Origin of the sequence: Prevotella sp. kh1p2 (assembly GCF_900111525.1) — a bacterium.
Taxonomy (GTDB): domain Bacteria; phylum Bacteroidota; class Bacteroidia; order Bacteroidales; family Bacteroidaceae; genus Prevotella.
Genome location: NZ_FOHY01000005.1, coordinates 91590 through 107811, shown reverse-complemented (window position 1 = coordinate 107811; position 16222 = coordinate 91590). Strand labels below are relative to the sequence as shown.

14 protein-coding genes are annotated in these 16222 nt (G+C 56.3%); 9 read left to right on the top strand and 5 right to left on the bottom strand.

Going from position 1 to position 16222, the window contains the following annotated elements; translation table 11 throughout:
- Positions 1-177 precede the first annotated feature (177 nt).
- Genes acgM through BMW31_RS04525 form a run of 4 tightly spaced genes read right to left on the bottom strand, consistent with a single transcriptional unit; the run spans position 178 to position 2755 of the window.
- Entirely contained in the window at positions 178-1203 is a 1026-nt protein-coding gene (gene acgM, locus BMW31_RS04535; protein ID WP_091821814.1) for a radical SAM/SPASM domain protein, ACGX system, read from the bottom strand.
- A gap of 28 nt (positions 1204-1231) precedes the next feature.
- Complete coding sequence (locus BMW31_RS13400; protein ID WP_177166270.1) at positions 1232-1375, bottom strand: hypothetical protein; 144 nt, start codon at positions 1373-1375, stop codon at positions 1232-1234.
- Between the two features lie 41 nt (positions 1376-1416).
- Positions 1417-1788 (bottom strand): winged helix-turn-helix transcriptional regulator, encoded by a 372-nt coding sequence (locus BMW31_RS04530; protein WP_091821671.1) that lies wholly within the window; start codon positions 1786-1788, stop codon positions 1417-1419.
- Positions 1775-2755, bottom strand: a complete 981-nt coding sequence (locus BMW31_RS04525; protein ID WP_091821668.1) for an alcohol dehydrogenase catalytic domain-containing protein — start codon at positions 2753-2755, stop codon at positions 1775-1777. Before BMW31_RS04525 ends, BMW31_RS04530 begins: the two co-directional genes overlap by 14 nt.
- A 375-nt stretch (positions 2756-3130) precedes the next feature.
- On the opposite strand from BMW31_RS04525, the gene rimP reads away from it, so the two are divergent.
- From rimP to BMW31_RS04490, 7 genes are all read left to right on the top strand, one after another.
- Positions 3131-3598 (top strand): ribosome assembly cofactor RimP, encoded by a 468-nt coding sequence (gene rimP, locus BMW31_RS04520; RefSeq protein WP_091821665.1) that lies wholly within the window; start codon positions 3131-3133, stop codon positions 3596-3598.
- Positions 3599-3602: 4 nt separating this feature from the next.
- On the top strand, positions 3603-4868 hold the full coding sequence (gene nusA / locus BMW31_RS04515) for a transcription termination factor NusA (RefSeq protein ID WP_091821662.1): 1266 nt from the start codon (positions 3603-3605) through the stop codon (positions 4866-4868).
- 155 nt (positions 4869-5023) lie between these two features.
- On the top strand, positions 5024-7894 hold the full coding sequence (gene infB, locus BMW31_RS04510) for a translation initiation factor IF-2 (protein ID WP_091821659.1): 2871 nt from the start codon (positions 5024-5026) through the stop codon (positions 7892-7894).
- A gap of 257 nt (positions 7895-8151) precedes the next feature.
- Positions 8152-9609 (top strand): Fe-S cluster assembly protein SufB, encoded by a 1458-nt coding sequence (gene sufB / locus BMW31_RS04505; RefSeq protein ID WP_091821656.1) that lies wholly within the window; start codon positions 8152-8154, stop codon positions 9607-9609.
- Positions 9610-9760: 151 nt separating this feature from the next.
- Entirely contained in the window at positions 9761-10525 is a 765-nt protein-coding gene (sufC, locus tag BMW31_RS04500) for a Fe-S cluster assembly ATPase SufC (protein WP_091821811.1), read from the top strand.
- The gene (gene sufD / locus BMW31_RS04495) at positions 10525-11868 is read left to right on the top strand and encodes a Fe-S cluster assembly protein SufD (protein ID WP_091821808.1); all 1344 of its coding nucleotides are present in this window, start codon (positions 10525-10527) and stop codon (positions 11866-11868) included. Before sufC ends, sufD begins: the two co-directional genes overlap by 1 nt.
- Positions 11869-11938: 70 nt before the next feature.
- Positions 11939-13195: an aminotransferase class V-fold PLP-dependent enzyme gene (locus tag BMW31_RS04490; RefSeq protein ID WP_091821804.1), complete on the top strand. Its 1257-nt coding sequence runs from the start codon at positions 11939-11941 to the stop codon at positions 13193-13195.
- Here the strand turns inward: BMW31_RS04490 and BMW31_RS04485 are convergent.
- A complete protein-coding gene (locus BMW31_RS04485; protein ID WP_091821653.1) occupies positions 13192-13464 on the bottom strand; it encodes a hypothetical protein in 273 nt (90 codons plus the stop codon). The genes BMW31_RS04490 and BMW31_RS04485 overlap by 4 nt on opposite strands.
- A gap of 128 nt (positions 13465-13592) precedes the next feature.
- Between BMW31_RS04485 and BMW31_RS04480 the strand changes: the two genes are divergently transcribed.
- Together BMW31_RS04480 and BMW31_RS04475 are read left to right on the top strand one after the other, a co-directional pair.
- Entirely contained in the window at positions 13593-14213 is a 621-nt protein-coding gene (locus tag BMW31_RS04480) for a ribonuclease HII (RefSeq protein WP_091821650.1), read from the top strand.
- A 12-nt stretch (positions 14214-14225) separates the two neighbouring features.
- Complete coding sequence (locus BMW31_RS04475) at positions 14226-15122, top strand: helix-turn-helix transcriptional regulator (protein ID WP_091821646.1); 897 nt, start codon at positions 14226-14228, stop codon at positions 15120-15122.
- Positions 15123-16222 lie beyond the last annotated feature (1100 nt).

The following is a 16222-nucleotide window of genomic DNA, read 5'->3' as shown; positions in this document are numbered from 1 at the left end:
GATAAAAACAGCCCGGCAGAAAGGTTTCTGCCACCGGCCTAAGTGTTAAAACCAAGGGCTTTAACAGCCAACTATCCTTACAATCTCCCGCCTCTGCGGCACTCCTGCCGCAGACTCGTTGCAGTTTTGGGGCGGAGTTGTTGTTCCGCCCACAAGCAGGGCGGAGGGGCGAGGAAGCTACGAAATCTCTTTCCAGCACTGCGGGTCGGGGGCGTACATGCTGCCGTGGTAGCCGGCAGCTACGGCGGGACAGCCGCGGCAGAAGCGCAGGAGCTCGCACCGACTGCATTTCTCAAAGTTCTCGTAAATGCGGTATTTGTCCATTTCCGGCCCGGTAAAGAGCGTGTAGAGGTCGTCTGTAAGTGCGTTGCCCACCTTGCTTTCCATGCGCCGGCAGGCGTAGCAGGCGCCATCGCTGAGGATGGTGAAGTGGGCGTTGCCGCAGTTGCATCCGTCGTACACTATCTCGTCGGCCGGATAGTCGGCCGGATTGAAGAGCCCGCGCTCGTACTTGAAGAGCGTCCACAGGTGGTCTTTGAGGCTAAAGTAGGTGGAAGAATCCTTGTAAAGCTGGAATTTTAGCCAGCATTTCTCCATCATGGCGCGGTATTCCTGCGGCGAGCAGCAGGTGTCCTTGCTGTCGGCATCGGGGCAGTAGCGGGCAAAGGCGAAGATGTCGGCCTTGTTTTCAACCGCCACGTCGACCAGAGCAGGTATCTCGTTGCAGTTCCATTTAGACACCGTAGCCATGAGGGCAACCTTTATACCGGCCGCCCGCAGAACGGGAATGGCGGCCAGCGTTTCGTGGTAAGAGCCCGGCCGGCGGATGCGGTCGTGGGTGGCTTCGAGACCGTCGAGCGAGAGCTGGTACTTTCGGCAGCCGTATTCGTGGAGCCGGCGGCAGTTATCGGCGGTGAGATGAAAGGGGTTTCCCAACAGTGCAAATGGAATATTCCGCTCCTTCAGCATGCCGGCCAGCATCCAGAACTGCGGATGCAGGATGGGGTCTCCGCCCGTAATGTAAAGGTAGGGCAGGCGTTCGGCCTTGCGGCAGAAAGTCTGGATGTTGTCCAGAACCTTGACCATCTGGGCCGGTTCCATCTGTTTGAACTTGGCGTGAGAGCCGAGTGCGTAGATGTAGCAGTGCTTGCAGCGCTGGTCGCAGGCCTCGGTGATGTGCCACTGGAAAGCGAAATACTCCATTTGGGGGTTGTTTTGGGTTTGGTGTTTGTTACTTGGTACCTCCGTCGCCGGCACCACATGCGGTTCCGCATGAGGCTGCGATTTGGTTACCACCATCGCCTGTTCCGCAGGCGGTACCGCAAGAAGCGGCCACACGGGTCTGCTTCTTGGCTGCAAATAAATTCTTCAGCATAGTTGATTGTTATTTAAATGATTAAACATACGGCTGCTGTCTCAGCGGACAACGAACCTTTTTCTGTCTTCGATGATGCCCTTGTAGTTGTCTATCGACCACTGCACGAGCTGATTTATCAATGGTATGAGCGTGTGCGTACGCTCCGTGAGGGCGTATTCCACGCGCAAGGGCACCTCCGGGTACACCTTTCGGCTCACCAGGCCGTCGGCCTCCAAGGCCCGCAAGGTGGCGGTGAGCATGCGCTGCGACACGTCGGGAATGGCCCGCGCTATTTGCCCGAAGCGCATGCTCCCTGTGCTTTCGCTCAGTTCGAGCAGCACCAGGAGGGTCCATTTCTCGCCGATACGCGAGAGTATGTTGCGTATGGGGCACTCCGGAAAGAGCGGGTCGGTTATGTTATTTCTGTTCATGGGCGTTGCTGATGTTGAGGATGATTTTGCCTCCTGCACCGCCCCGCTCCAGCAGGGTGTGGGCTTCGGCAATTTCATCGAGAGCGAACACCTTGCTGTATAGCGGGCGGATGTGTGCCCGGGCGATGAGGCCGAACAGCTCGTTGATGACTTGCCGGGTGGGATAGTTGCTGAAGAAGCCCGAGAGAAACACCCCGTTGGGAATTTGCTTGATTGGGTCAAAGTCGGGTAAGGTGAACTGGTTGCCCAGTATTCCCGTGTTGCAAACGTAGCCTGGACGGCTTACGGTGCGCATGGTGTCGGCCAGCGTCTTGGGTCCTACAAGCTCCAGAGCCTTGTTGGGCTTAACGGGCAGGGCGGCGGAGCTGATGTGGGCGTCGTCCGTAACGCAGCAGTCGGCGCCGAGTGCACGCAGTTCGCCGAACGACTGCTCCCTTCGGCAGGCTCCGATAACCGTGGCTCCCATTGCTTTGGCCAGCTGGATGGCCGCTTTGCCCACCGTACTTGTGGCCCCGCGCACCAGCAGCGTGTCACCGGGTTGCAGCAACAGGCACTCCTGCAGCGAGCCGTAGGCAGTGTAGTAGGTTTCGGGAACGGCGGCCAGTGAAATCCAGTCGAGGTCGGTATCCACGCCGAACACGATTTTCTCCGGCAGCAGGGCGTATTCCGCATAGCTGCCGTTGAAGGAGCGCCCCATGCCTCCCATGAGCGCGATGACCCTGTCGCCGTTGCTGAAGCGGCTGTCGGAGGCGTCGGCAATCTCGCCCACGCACTCTATTCCCGGTACCACGGGCGTGTTGATATAGTCGGAGTCGGCCTCGAACTGGCGCATCAGAGCTTCCGAGTGGTTCAGTCCGGCAGCGTGAATCTTGACCAGTACCCAGCCGGGTTTAACCTTTGGCAGGGGCAACTCGCTGACTTTCAGGTCTTCGGCCTTGCAGCAATGGTTAATGACTACAGCTTTCATATAGCGTGAGAGTTGTTCCTTTATTCTTGATAGTTACTTATCTATCCTTTTGTCTGCAAAAATAGGAATTTTTGTTTTACCTCACAAGAACGTACAACGGTATTCCTAACTTACCGAAAGGAAGTAAAGCTGGAAATCAGACACTTGCCCTTACGAGCTTAAATTTATTTAAGAAAATGTGCGCTCTGTGTGGAACGGATGGCTGCTGCCCTGTAACAGTCATGGTATAACAGCCCTAACGGGGTGACGATACAAATAAAATGGCGGAAAATCGACGATTTTCTTGTGTGATAACGAAAATATTCGTAACTTTGCATCGTTCAGTGGAATGAGGGGCTCCGGTAGAGCTCCTCATTCTGTTTTAATACAGATGATATGATAGACAAGAACGTCGTAAAGAAGTTAGTTGACGAGTGGCTGCAAGACAAGGAGTATTTCCTCGTGGACATCGATATCAACCAGGATGACAAAATCATCGTGGAGATTGACCATGTCGATGGAGTGTGGATAGAAGACTGCGTCGCCTTGAGCAAGTTCATTGAGGAGCATCTCAACCGCGACGAAGAAGATTACGAGCTCGAAGTGGGCTCCGCCGGTCTTGGTCAGCCTTTCAAGGTTCCGCAACAGTACGAGAACTTCGTGGGAAAAGAGGTGGAAGTGATGACGGCCGAGGGCACCAAGGTGCGCGGAGTGCTGAAGAGCGTGGCCGGAAACGACTTCGTAGTGACCGTGAGGGAGCGCGTGCAGGTGGAAGGTCGTAAGCGTCCGCAACTGCAGAACGTAGACCACACCTACCAGATGGATAATGTAAAATACACCAAATACTTAATCAGTTTCAAATAAAGCTATGGCAGCAAGAAAGAAAGATGAAGCGACCGTGAGCATGGTCGATACCTTCCGCGAATTTAAGGACACCAAGAATATTGACCGTACAACGCTGGTAAGCGTGTTGGAGGAAAGTTTCCGCAACGTGCTTGCTAAGATTTACGGCAGCGACGAGAACTTTGACGTCATCGTGAACCCCGATAAGGGCGACTTCGAAATCTACCGCAACCGCGTTGTTGTGGCCGACGGAGAGGTGGAAGACGAGAATAAGGAGATTAGTCTCAAGGACGCCCAGAAGATAGAACCCGACTATGAGGTGGGCGAGGACGTATCAGAACGCGTGGACTTTGCCAAGTTCGGCCGCCGTGCCATCCTGACTCTGCGCCAGACTTTGGCATCAAAGATACTGGAACTGGAGCACGATTCGCTCTACAATAAATATAAGGACCGCGTGGGACAGGTTGTTTCGTGCGAGGTGTATCAAATCTGGAAGCGCGAGGTTCTGCTCGTTGACGACGAGAACAACGAGCTTATACTGCCCAAATCGGAGCAGATTCCCTCGGACCAATACCACAAGGGCGAGACCGTGAGGGCCGTTATCCTGCGCGTGGACAACGAGAACAACAACCCCAAGATTATCCTGAGCCGCACCAGCCCCGTGTTCCTGGAGCGCCTGCTGGAGGCCGAGGTGCCCGAAATAAGCGACGGGCTAATCTCCATCAAGAAGATAGCACGCATGCCGGGAGAGCGCGCCAAGATAGCCGTTGAGAGCTACGACGAGCGCATAGACCCCGTAGGAGCCTGCGTGGGCGTAAAGGGCAGCCGCGTACACGGCATCGTCCGCGAGTTGTGCAACGAGAATATTGACGTCATCAACTACACGTCCAACATCAAGCTCTTTATCCAGCGCGCCCTCAGTCCGGCCCGAGTAAACAACATCGAGATAGACGAGGAGGAGCGCAAGGCAGCCGTTTACCTGCAGCCGGAGGAAGTAAGTCTGGCCATAGGTCGCGGCGGACTGAACATCAAACTGGCCTCCATGCTCACCGAGTACACCATAGACGTGTTCCGTGAGGTATCGGAGAACGAGGCCGACGAGGACATCTATCTGGACGAGTTCACCGATGAAATCGACCAGTGGGTCATCGATGCCATCAAGTCCATTGGCCTGGATACGGCCAAGGCCGTGCTCAACGCCCCGCGCGAGATGCTGATTGAGAAAGCCGACCTGGAGGAGGAAACCGTAGACAACGTGCTGCGCATCCTCAAGACAGAGTTCGAACGATAGCAATGAACACACATACAAGTTGATGGTTGTTGGGTGATGGCGGCACGCCGGTAGCTAAAGGGTGTGGCTACACGACTGCTCCATGTCAGGAACCCCAACGCCATTGCGAAACCAACAACCAACAACCCAGCACCCGGCATCTAAATATAAAGTTAATGAGCATCAGATTAAATAAAGCATTACGTGAGTTGAACATAGGACTTCAGACGGCAGTTGAATTCCTGGAGAAGAAAGGCAAGTTGGGTGAAGAGAAGCTGGAACCGACTTCCAAAATCAGTGACGAGCAGTACGAGTTGCTGGTTGAGGGTTTCAGACAGGACGCCGAAGTGCGCAACCAGGCTGAAAAGCTCTTCCAGAAGAAGCCCAAGGAGAAGAAGCGTGCTGCCGAACCGAAGGACTCTTCGGCTAAAGGTGTGCTGTCATCTGCCGGCCAGCAGCAGTACAAACCGCTTGGTAAGATAGACTTGGACAGCATAGGAAAGAAGAAGCCTGTGCTGAAAGAGACTGCTGCTCCGGAGCCACAGAAGGCTCCCGAGGCAGAGGCTGCTGCCGTAAGCCCTGCCACAAAACCCGAAACTCCTGCTCCGGCACAGGCTCCGGAGGCCGCTCCTGAACCGCAGCCTGCCGTAAGCCCCGCCGCCGCAAAGCCCGAACCGCAGCCTGCCCCCGCGCCGGCAGTTAAACCGGAGGCTCCTGAAAAGGCTCCCGCAGAGCCCAAACCGGCCGCTGCTGCAACCGTTCAGGCCGCATCCACGGCTCTAGCCGCCGAGCCAAAGCCGGCAGCAGAGCCCAAGGAGGTGGCAAGCCAGGAGCCCGAAGTATATCAGCTCAAGAGCGAGAAGAAGATTCTGAACACCCCGAAGGTGAACGTTCTGGGCAAGATAGACCTCGATGCCATCAATCAGAGCACCCGTCCGAAGAAGAAATCGAAGGAGGAGAAGCGCAAGGAACGCGAGGAGAAAGCCCAGCAACAGCACAGCGGCGAGCGCAAGAAGCGCACCCGCATCAAGACGGAGCGCGTAGACATCAACGCTGCTGCCAACCAGGCAGCCGCTGCCGGCAAAAAGAAAGGGCAGGCTGCCGGCAAGAACCGCAAGCGCAACCAGAAGCCTCTGGAGGTGAACGAGGAAGATGTGGCACGCCAGGTTAAGGAAACCTTGGCCCGCCTCACCAACAAGCAGAGCCAGAACAAGAAAGGAGCAAAGTACCGAAAGGAGAAACGCGAGGCCGTACAGGAGAAGCTGAACGCCGAGGCCAAGGCCGAGCGCAAGGACAGCAAGACGCTGAAGCTGACCGAATTTGTTACCGTGAGCGAGCTGGCCAACATGATGGACGTAAGCGTAAACCAGATTATAGGCACGCTGATGAGCATCGGCGTCATGGCTTCCATCAACCAGCGCCTCGATGCCGAGACCATTAACATGGTGGCAGAGGAGTTCGGCTACAAGACCGAATACGTGAGTGCTGAGGTTCAGGAAGCCGTAAGCGAGGAACTGGACGACGAGGCCGACCTCGTTCCGCGTGCTCCGATAGTGACCGTGATGGGCCATGTAGACCACGGCAAGACCAGTTTGCTGGACCACATCCGCAACACCAACGTCATAGCCGGCGAGGCCGGAGGCATTACCCAGCACATAGGAGCCTACGGCGTAACGCTGAAGAACGGCCGCAAGGTTACCTTCCTCGACACGCCGGGACACGAAGCATTCACCGCCATGCGTGCCCGCGGCGCCCAGGTAACTGACATTGCCATCATCATCATAGCTGCCGACGACTCCGTGATGCCCACCACCAAGGAGGCCATTGCCCACGCGCAGGCAGCCGGAGTGCCCATGGTGTTTGCCATCAACAAGATAGACAAGCCGGGCGCCAACCCCGACAAGATACGTGAAGACCTTGCCAACATGAACCTGCTCGTAGAAGAGTGGGGCGGCAAGTACCAGTGTCAGGAAATCAGTGCCAAGAAAGGCATCGGCGTGGACGAGCTCATGGAGAAGGTTCTCCTTGAGGCCGACATGCTCGATCTCAAAGCTAATCCGAACCGAAAGGCCACGGGTACGGTCATCGAGTCGTCGCTCGACAAGGGCCGGGGCTACGTGAGCACGGTGCTCGTGAGCAACGGCACACTCCGCGTAGGCGACTACGTGATAGCCGGAACCAGCTGGGGACGCATCAAGGCCATGTTCAACGAGCGCAACCAGCGCATCGACGACGTGCGCCCGGCCGAGCCTGCCATCATCCTGGGACTCAACGGCGCCCCTACCGCAGGCGACGCCTTCCACGTGCTGGAGAGCGAACAGGAGGTGCGCGAGATAGCCAACAAGCGCGAGCAGCTGCAGCGTGAGCAGGGCCTGCGCACGCAGAAGCGCCTCTCGCTCGACGACATCTCGCACCGCATTGCACTGGGTTCGTTCAAGGAACTCAACATTATTGTCAAGGGAGATACCGACGGTTCCATCGAAGCTCTTAGCGACTCGTTCATCAAACTCTCTACGGAGAAGGTGAACGTGAACGTTATCTACAAGGCCGTGGGCCAGATTTCAGAGAGCGACGTCACCCTGGCCGATGCCTCCGATGCCATCATCGTGGGCTTCCAGGTGCGCCCCTCGGCCGCTGCACGCAGGCAGGCCGACCAGGAGGGAGTGGAAATCAACACCTACTCAGTTATCTACGATGCCATCGACGACGTGCATTCGGCCATGGAGGGCATGCTCGACAAGGTGAAGAAGGAAGTCGTTACAGGCCAGCTCGAAGTACGGCAGGTGTACAAGATAAGCAAGGTGGGAACCGTTGCCGGTGCACTGGTAACCGAAGGAAAGGTACACAACAAGGACAAGGTGCACGTGATACGCGACGGCATTGTTGTGAAGACGGCCGACATAGACTCGCTGAAGCGCTACAAGGACGACGTGAAGGAGGTTGTTACCGGACTGGAGTGCGGTATCAGCCTGGTAAACTTCAACGACATACAGACGGGCGACACACTCGAAACCTTTACCGAGATAGAGGTAGAACAGAAGCTGTAGCCCCGGCTGCCTGCCGGCGGGCGTTCCGCAGGAGCTATCGTTCAAGCCCCTTGGAGGTATCCTTCAGGGCCCTTGAACGATAGCTTCAAGCCCCTTGAACGGCACCTCCGCCCGGACGCCTCTTGGCAGGCGGCCCGGCAGAGCGTATGACACGGTAGTGGCACCACTGGCCAAAAGGTCAGGATGTCACTACTGCAATGAATAACAAATGTTACTGTTTGACAGGATGGCACGCCTTTTGCGTGTCGTGTACAGATATGGAAACCAAGGTTCAAGAAACAGAAAAGAATGCCTTTGTCAGAAAAGTGGCCGAACGGAAGTATGAGTTCGGCTTCACTACCGACGTGCATACAGACATCATACCCAAAGGACTTAACGAGGACGTAGTGTGCCTCATCTCGCAGAAGAAGGGCGAACCGGAGTGGCTGCTCAACTTCCGGCTGCAGGCGTTCCGCCACTGGCAGACCATGAAACAGCCCACCTGGGGCCACGTCCACGTGCCGGAGATTGACTACCAGGCCATCTCCTACTATGCCGACCCGCTGGCCCGCAAGCCCAAGAACAGGGAGATAGACCCCGAACTGGAGAAGACTTTCGACAAGCTGGGCATCCCCCTGGAGGAGCGGCTGGCACTGAGCGGAACGGCCGTGGATGCCGTGATGGACTCCGTCTCGGTCAAGACAACCTTCAAGGAGAAGCTGGCAGAGAAGGGAATCATCTTCTGCTCCATCGGCGATGCTGTGAAGAACCACCCCGACTTGGTGCGGCAGTACCTCGGAACGGTGGTTCCCTACCGCGACAACTTCTTCGCCGCACTCAACAGTGCGGTGTTCAGCGACGGCTCCTTCGTGTACATCCCCAAGGGCGTTCGCTGCCCCATGGAGCTCAGCTCCTACTTCCGCATCAACGCACGCAATACCGGACAGTTCGAACGCACGCTCATCGTAGCCGACGATGCGTCGTATGTATCCTATCTGGAGGGCTGCACCGCGCCCATGCGCGACGAGAACCAGCTGCACGCCGCGATAGTTGAAATCATCGTGAACAATGATGCCGAGGTGAAGTATTCCACCGTTCAGAACTGGTATCCGGGCGACGAGCAGGGCCGGGGCGGCGTACTGAACCTGGTGACCAAGCGCGGCGACCTGCGCGGAGTGAACGCCAAACTCTCCTGGACGCAGGTTGAAACGGGCTCGGCCATTACCTGGAAGTACCCTTCCTGTATCCTGCGGGGCGACAACTCGCAGGCCGAGTTCTACTCGGTGGCCGTTACCAACAACTATCAGGAGGCCGACACGGGCACCAAGATGATACACATGGGCAAGAATACCAGGAGCACCATCATCTCCAAAGGCATCTCTGCAGGCCACTCGCAGAACTCCTACCGCGGCCTGGTGCGCGCCACGGCCAACGCCGATGGCGCCCGCAACTACAGCTCCTGCGACTCTTTGCTGCTGGGTTCGGAGTGCGGCGCCCACACGTTCCCGTACATGGACATACACAACCCCACGGCTATCGTGGAGCATGAGGCCACGACCTCCAAGATTTCGGAGGACCAGCTGTTCTACTGCAACCAGCGAGGCATCCCCACGGAGCAGGCCGTAGGCCTCATTGTCAACGGCTACGCAAAGGAAGTGCTCAACAAGTTGCCGATGGAATTTGCCGTCGAGGCGCAGAAGTTATTAAGCGTCAGCCTCGAAGGAACGGTAGGATAGGGGAGCCTCTCCCGGCCTCCCCGAGGGGGAGGAGGGTAGCTGCTGCCACGCAAGAAGAAAGTAATAAAATGATGATAACTGTGTGTCTGCATCCCTTCCATAAACAGGCAGACACTCCTCTCCGCCGGAGAGGCACGGAAGGATGATGAATATGTTAGAGGTAAAGAATCTGCATGCCGCGATTGCAGGCAAAGAAATACTGCGAGGCATCAACCTTACGGTAGGCGCCGGAGAGGTTCATGCCGTGATGGGACCTAACGGTTCGGGTAAGTCAACGCTCTCGGCAGTGCTCACGGGTAACCCGCTCTACGAGGTTACCGAGGGCAGCGCAACCTTCAATGGCAAGGATCTGCTGGCCATGAAACCCGAGGACAGGGCCCACGAAGGACTCTTCCTGAGCTTCCAGTACCCCGTGGAGATACCCGGAGTGAGCATGGTCAACTTCATGAAAGCCGCCGTCAACGCCAAGCGCGAGTATCAGGGGCTGGAACCGCTCAATGCAGCAGAGTTCCTGAAGCTGATGAGGGAGCGCCGCAAGATAGTTGACCTGGACTCCAAGCTGTCGCACCGCTCGGTCAACGAGGGCTTCTCCGGCGGCGAGAAAAAACGCAACGAGATTTTCCAGATGGCCATGCTCGAACCGCAGCTCAGCATCCTCGACGAGACTGACTCCGGCCTCGACGTCGATGCCATGCGTATTGTGGCCGACGGAGTGAACAGACTCTTCACCCCGCAGAAGAGCATCATCGTCATCACTCACTACGAGCGGCTGCTCGACATGATAAAACCCAACGTGGTGCACGTGCTCTACAACGGCCGTATCGTGAAGACCGCCGGCCCTGAACTGGCCAAGGAGATAGAAGCCAAGGGCTATGACTGGATAAAGGAAGAGGCCGACGCTAACTTTGGAGAATGATGAACAGCGAGACACAATACATAAAACTCTATACCGAAGCTCGTGAGCTGATAGCCCAACACTCGGCTGCGCCGCTCAATGCGGTGCGCGAGGAGGCCTTTGCCGACTTCAAGGAGCAGGGCTTCCCCACGCAGAAGGTGGAACGGTACAAGTACACCGACATGCCTGAACTCTTCGAGCCTGACTACGGACTCAACCTTGGAAGGCTCCGGATACCGGTCAATCCCTACAATGCTTTCCGCTGCGACGTGCCCAACCTGAGCACTTCGCTCTACTTCGTGGTCAACGACGCCTTCTACACCGAGGCGCTGCCGCAGGCCCAGTTGCCCGAGGGAGTGATTGTGGACAGCCTCTGCGCTGTGGCCGAAAGCCGCCCCGAGCTGGTTTCGCGCTACTATTCAAGGCTCGCGAAGACCGACGAAGACGCCGTTACTGCACTCAACACGATGCTTGCCCAGGATGGTCTGATGGTCTATGTGCCCAGGAACGTGAAGGTTGACCGCTGCATCCAGGTGGTCAACTTGTTGCGGGCAGACGTCGACCTGATGGTCAATCGCCGCGTGCTGATAGTGATGGAAGAGGGCTCGGAAGCCAAGTTCCTCTTCTGTGACCATACCGCCGACGACCGCAACTTCCTTGCTACGCAGGTCATAGAAGCCTACGTCGGCGCCAATGCCAGCCTCGATTTGTACTGCATGGAGGAAACTCACGCCCGCAACAAGCGCGTGAGCAATGTCTATGTGGAGCAGCTGGAGAACAGCCGCTTCAACCATAACGTCATCACGCTGCACAACGGCATCACCCGCAACAGGCTCGACCTGCTGTTAAAGGGCGAGGGAGCAGAGTGCTGGGTCAACGGCTGCGTGATTGCCGACAAGAACCAGCATGTGGACAACAACACCCTGATAGACCACCAGGTGCCCCACTGCGACAGCCATGAACTGTACAAGTATGTACTCGACGGGCATGCCGTTGGGGCCTTTGCCGGCCGTGTGCTGGTGCGTCACGACGCACAAAAAACAAACTCGATAGAGCGTAACCAGAACCTTTGTGCATCTCCCACGGCCCGCATGTACACCCAACCGATGCTGGAGATTTATGCAGACGACGTGAAGTGTGCACACGGTTCGACCGTCGGACAGCTCAATGACGCGGCCTTGTTCTACATGCGCCAGCGCGGCGTAAGCATGGAGGAAGCCAAGCTCCTGCTCGAGTTCGCCTTCATCAACGAGGTTATCGACCAGATGAAACTCGAGCCTCTGCGCGACCGCCTGCACTATCTTGTCGAGAAGCGCTTCCGCGGCGAGCTCAGCAAATGCGAGGACTGCAAGCTCTGCAGGTAACAGGCAAGCCTCTGCGGGCAAAGCAGCAAGGAGGAAAGAAGCGAGAAGAAAACCACCAGCAAGAATGATTATGGACGACGAACTGAACAGAAGGGAAGACTTCCCGATACTCTCCCGCACCGTTTACGGCAAGCCGTTGGTCTATCTGGACAACGGAGCAACCACGCAGAAACCGCTCTGCGTGCTCGATGCCATGCGCGAGGAGTACCTCAATGTGAATGCTAACGTGCACCGTGGGGTGCACTGGATGAGCCAGCAAGCTACCGAGTTGCACGAACAGGCACGCGAAACGGTGCGCCGGTTCATCAACGCACGCTCCACGACCGAGATTGTTTTTACCCGCGGAACCACCGAAGGACTGAACCTGGTGGCATCGTCCTTCAGCGATGCTTTTCTGGGAGAGGGCGACGAAGTCATCGTTTCGGTGATGGAGCACCACAGCAACATCGTGCCCTGGCAGCTGCAGGCACAGAAGAAAGGCTTCCGTCTGCGCGTCATTCCCATGACCGACGAGGGCGTGCTCCGGCTTGATGAATACGAGCGACTCTTCTCACCACGCACGCAGATAGTAAGCATCACCCACGTAAGTAACGTGCTGGGAACCGTCAACCCCGTGCAGGAGATGATACGCATTGCCCACGAGCACGGCGTGCCGGTGGTAGTAGACGGGGCGCAGAGTGCCCCGCACTTCAAGATTGACGTACAGCAGCTGGACTGCGACTTCTTTGCTTTCAGCGGCCACAAGATGTACGGTCCCACGGGCGTAGGCGTGCTCTATGGCAAGGAGAACTGGCTCGACAGGCTGCCGCCTTACCAGGGCGGGGGCGAAATGATTGAGAACGTGAGCTTTGAGAAGACAACTTTCGAGCGCCCGCCGCTGAAGTTCGAGGCCGGAACACCCGACTACATAGCCACCCACGGGCTTGCTGTGGCCATCGATTACATGACCTCCATCGGCCTCGACCGCATCGAACTGCACGAACAGGAGCTGACCCGATACGCCTTGCAGCAGCTCTCCGCCATCCCCGGCATGACCATCTACGGCCCTCTTGACACCCATCACCCATCACCAACCACCCATCACCCGGCCCCCAACACCCACGACGCCGTCATTTCCTTTAACGTGGGAGCCATTCACCACATGGACATGGGCACCCTGCTCGACCGCCTCGGCATTGCCGTGCGCACCGGTCACCACTGCGCCCAGCCGCTCATGAACCGCCTGGGGGTGCTCGGCACCGTGCGCGCCAGCTTCGCCCTATATAATAATAAGGTGGATGTAGACACACTGGTGGCCGGCATCAGGCGCGTGCAGAAGATGTTCTAAAGCGCCCGCCGGCACCTTACGACGGCGTCCAGCAGCCACGCACAGCACACCAGGCGGGCCGGCAAGGGCGCCTCTACGGGAAAAGCAGTGAACAGAAATGCCGCCTGCGCGTTGAGCAGCAGCATGGTTTGGCGCATGCTGATGTCTCTTTCGAGCACGTGGGCGTAATACCTGCGCAGCATTTCCACGGGCCTTTTGAGCGCGTTTACCACGTCCTGAACATTGAAATCAGCTGATTTCGGCCTTGTAAGAGTCAATTCTTTCTTCATGTCTGTTTATCGTTTAGATTGTTCTTTCTTTGCTGCAAAAGTACCGATGCAGGTTGCACAGAAAGTTCCATTTATAGTTTTAACAGTTAAAAGATGGCCAATTTAAAGATACCTTAACACTTCCGGGAATGAAGAACGTACTGAAACCACATTTTTACACGGACAAGACAGAGGCCGGCTGCGATGAGGCAGGCCGCGGATGCCTGGCCGGCAGCGTGTATGCTGCGGCCGTTATCCTGCCGCCCGACTATGATAACCCGCTGCTGAACGACTCCAAGCAGCTCTCGCCCTCTCGTAGGCAACAACTGCGAAAGCAGATAGAAACCGACGCCCTGGCCTGGGCCGTGGGCGTTGTTACGCCCCGGGAGATTGACGAAATGAACATTCTGCGCGCCAGCTTCCTGGCCATGCACCGCGCGCTCGACCAGCTCCGGGTGCGTCCCCAGGCCGTTATCGTAGACGGCAACCGCTTTGTGCCCTACCACGACCTGCCCTACACCACCATCGTAAAGGGCGACGGCAAGTACCAGTCGATTGCAGCAGCCAGCATTCTGGCCAAAACCTACCGCGACGACTACATGGACGAGCTCGACGCCCGCTACCCCCAGTACGGCTGGAAGCAGAACAAAGGCTACCCCACACGCAGCCACCGCGAGGCCATCAGGCAGTATGGAATCTCGCCGTTCCACCGCCGCAGCTACAATCTGCTTGGCGACGGACAGCTCTCACTCAACTTCGACGACGACTAACTCCCGCCACTCATGCGACACGACAAATTAGACCGCGAGCTGCGGCTCATCCTTCTGCTCACCGAGAACACCAACTACACGGCCGCCGACCTGTGCAGCAAGCTGGGCATCTCGCGCCGGAACCTGTACTACTACCTCGACTTTCTGCGCGAATCCGACTTCCGTCTCATCAAAAGCGGCTACTACTACCGCCTCGACAGGCATTCTCCATTCTTCCGGAGGCTGCACGAGAGCATCGACTTTACGGAGGACGAAGCCGTCCTGATGCGCCGCATGCTGGGCTCGGCCGACGACGCCAATCCCGTTGTCCGCCGCATGAAACGCAAGCTGGAGCGCTTTTACGACCTGCGCATCGTGACCGATCTCAAGTACCAACAGCAGCTGAGCAACAACGTAACGCGGCTGTACGAGGCCATCAAGAACCGCCGCGTGGCCAAGCTCGTTAACTACTCGTCGCCCCACAGCCACACGGTGAGCAGCCGCTACGTGGAACCTTTCAGCTTCATGAACGGCAACAGCGACATCCGCTGCTACGAGATAAGCTCGGGGCTGAACAAGACCTTCAAGGTTGCACGCATGGAGGACGTGGAGATAGTGGACCTGCTGTGGAGCTTTGAGGACCGGCACAGGCAGGTGTTTACGGATGTTTTCATGTTCAGCGGCGAGCAGACGTACACCATCGAGCTGCTGCTCGGCCAGCTCTCGTGCAACCTCCTGAAGGAGGAATATCCGCAGGCAGAGACGTATCTCACCCCCAACGGCGACGGCCGGTGGCGTCTCCGTCTCCAGGTGTGCAGCTTTCTCGGCATCGGCCGCTTTGTTCTCGGCCTCTTGGGCGACATCGAGGTGGTTGGCAGCGAGGAGTTCCGCGAGTACCTCAAGGCGCAAATCAGGGAGATGAAGATATAACTTTAGCCCGCACTCGGCGGGTAATTCATCATTCATCATTCACAATTCACAATTTAGTTGGTGATGATTTTTTACCCTTCTTTACTCATATTTGCTATTTAATCATCCCCTCCTCCGCCTCCCCTTTCTAAGGGGAGGATACCGGTTTGTCTTCTTGTAAAGCGTTGCTTGCTCGCTCCCGCTATGCAGCAAACTTGCAGCAGCAGAAAAAATACTCTGTTACTCTGTCTTTAAAAACCAGCAACTAATCAGCAGAGAGCATGCACCAGCGGTTCCTCCCCTTAGAAAGGGGAGGTTAGGAGGGGATGATTTGAGCAGCAAATAGTAGCAAACGACCCATCGGATGCAACCCTTTTTCTTGATAAAAATGCCTTGTTACTTTGTCTTTACAACCACACCGGCCGCGTAAGAGGTATGCTTCAAGCTCCTTGAACGATACTTTCAAGAGCCTTGAAGATGCCGTTCAAGAGGCTTGAATGACACCTTTTGTTTCCTCGTTTGTAAGTAATTGACTATCAGATGTTTGTATTTATGGTTGACGGAGGGCACCTTTTGTGCCGTTCATCATCCCCTCCTCCGCCTCCCCTTTCCAAGGGGAGGATACCGGTTTGCCTTTTTGCAAACCATTGCTTGCTCATTCCTATAATTCATCTAACCTATAACAGCAGAAAAAATACTCTGTTACTCTGTCTTTAAAAACCAGCAACCAATCAGCAGGGAACATGTACCAGCGGTTCCCCCCCTTAGAAAGGGGAGGTTAGGAGGGGATGATTTGGCAACCAGCAGGCTGCTAATTCATAATTCACAATTCACAATTCACAATTTAGTTGGCGATGATAGGGGAGGCTACCTACAGCAGAACGGGACTGGGAGGGGTGTATATAATAAGGTAAGGAGAGGTCGGAAAGCTGCCTGGAAAGGAAAAAATAATGTATAAAAAAGTAGGTTTCAGCTGACGACAAGCTGTAAACAGCAAAACGGGAGGATGCCTTTTGACTTTGTTAACGAATTGCTCACTTAGACTGAATATCTGTATCAACTGCGCCGTTATGCTTCGTAAGCGCAGTTGTAATGAACGTTTTGATTGCAAACAGACGTGA

Excerpts from the sequence above, each read along its gene's own strand:
- BMW31_RS04480 (WP_091821650.1), top strand. The coding sequence starts at position 13,593 with ATGAAGAACGTACTGAAACCACATTTTTACACGGACAAGACAGAGGCC.
- BMW31_RS04525 (WP_091821668.1), bottom strand. The coding sequence starts at position 2,755 with ATGAAAGCTGTAGTCATTAACCATTGCTGCAAGGCCGAAGACCTGAAA.
- BMW31_RS04475 (WP_091821646.1), top strand. The coding sequence starts at position 14,226 with ATGCGACACGACAAATTAGACCGCGAGCTGCGGCTCATCCTTCTGCTC.
- BMW31_RS04490 (WP_091821804.1), top strand. The coding sequence starts at position 11,939 with ATGGACGACGAACTGAACAGAAGGGAAGACTTCCCGATACTCTCCCGC.
- BMW31_RS13400 (WP_177166270.1), bottom strand. The coding sequence starts at position 1,375 with ATGCTGAAGAATTTATTTGCAGCCAAGAAGCAGACCCGTGTGGCCGCT.
- sufD (WP_091821808.1), top strand. The coding sequence starts at position 10,525 with ATGAACAGCGAGACACAATACATAAAACTCTATACCGAAGCTCGTGAG.
- BMW31_RS04530 (WP_091821671.1), bottom strand. The coding sequence starts at position 1,788 with ATGAACAGAAATAACATAACCGACCCGCTCTTTCCGGAGTGCCCCATA.
- rimP (WP_091821665.1), top strand. The coding sequence starts at position 3,131 with ATGATAGACAAGAACGTCGTAAAGAAGTTAGTTGACGAGTGGCTGCAA.
- sufC (WP_091821811.1), top strand. The coding sequence starts at position 9,761 with ATGTTAGAGGTAAAGAATCTGCATGCCGCGATTGCAGGCAAAGAAATA.
- sufB (WP_091821656.1), top strand. The coding sequence starts at position 8,152 with ATGGAAACCAAGGTTCAAGAAACAGAAAAGAATGCCTTTGTCAGAAAA.
- acgM (WP_091821814.1), bottom strand. The coding sequence starts at position 1,203 with ATGGAGTATTTCGCTTTCCAGTGGCACATCACCGAGGCCTGCGACCAG.
- infB (WP_091821659.1), top strand. The coding sequence starts at position 5,024 with ATGAGCATCAGATTAAATAAAGCATTACGTGAGTTGAACATAGGACTT.
- BMW31_RS04485 (WP_091821653.1), bottom strand. The coding sequence starts at position 13,464 with ATGAAGAAAGAATTGACTCTTACAAGGCCGAAATCAGCTGATTTCAAT.
- nusA (WP_091821662.1), top strand. The coding sequence starts at position 3,603 with ATGGCAGCAAGAAAGAAAGATGAAGCGACCGTGAGCATGGTCGATACC.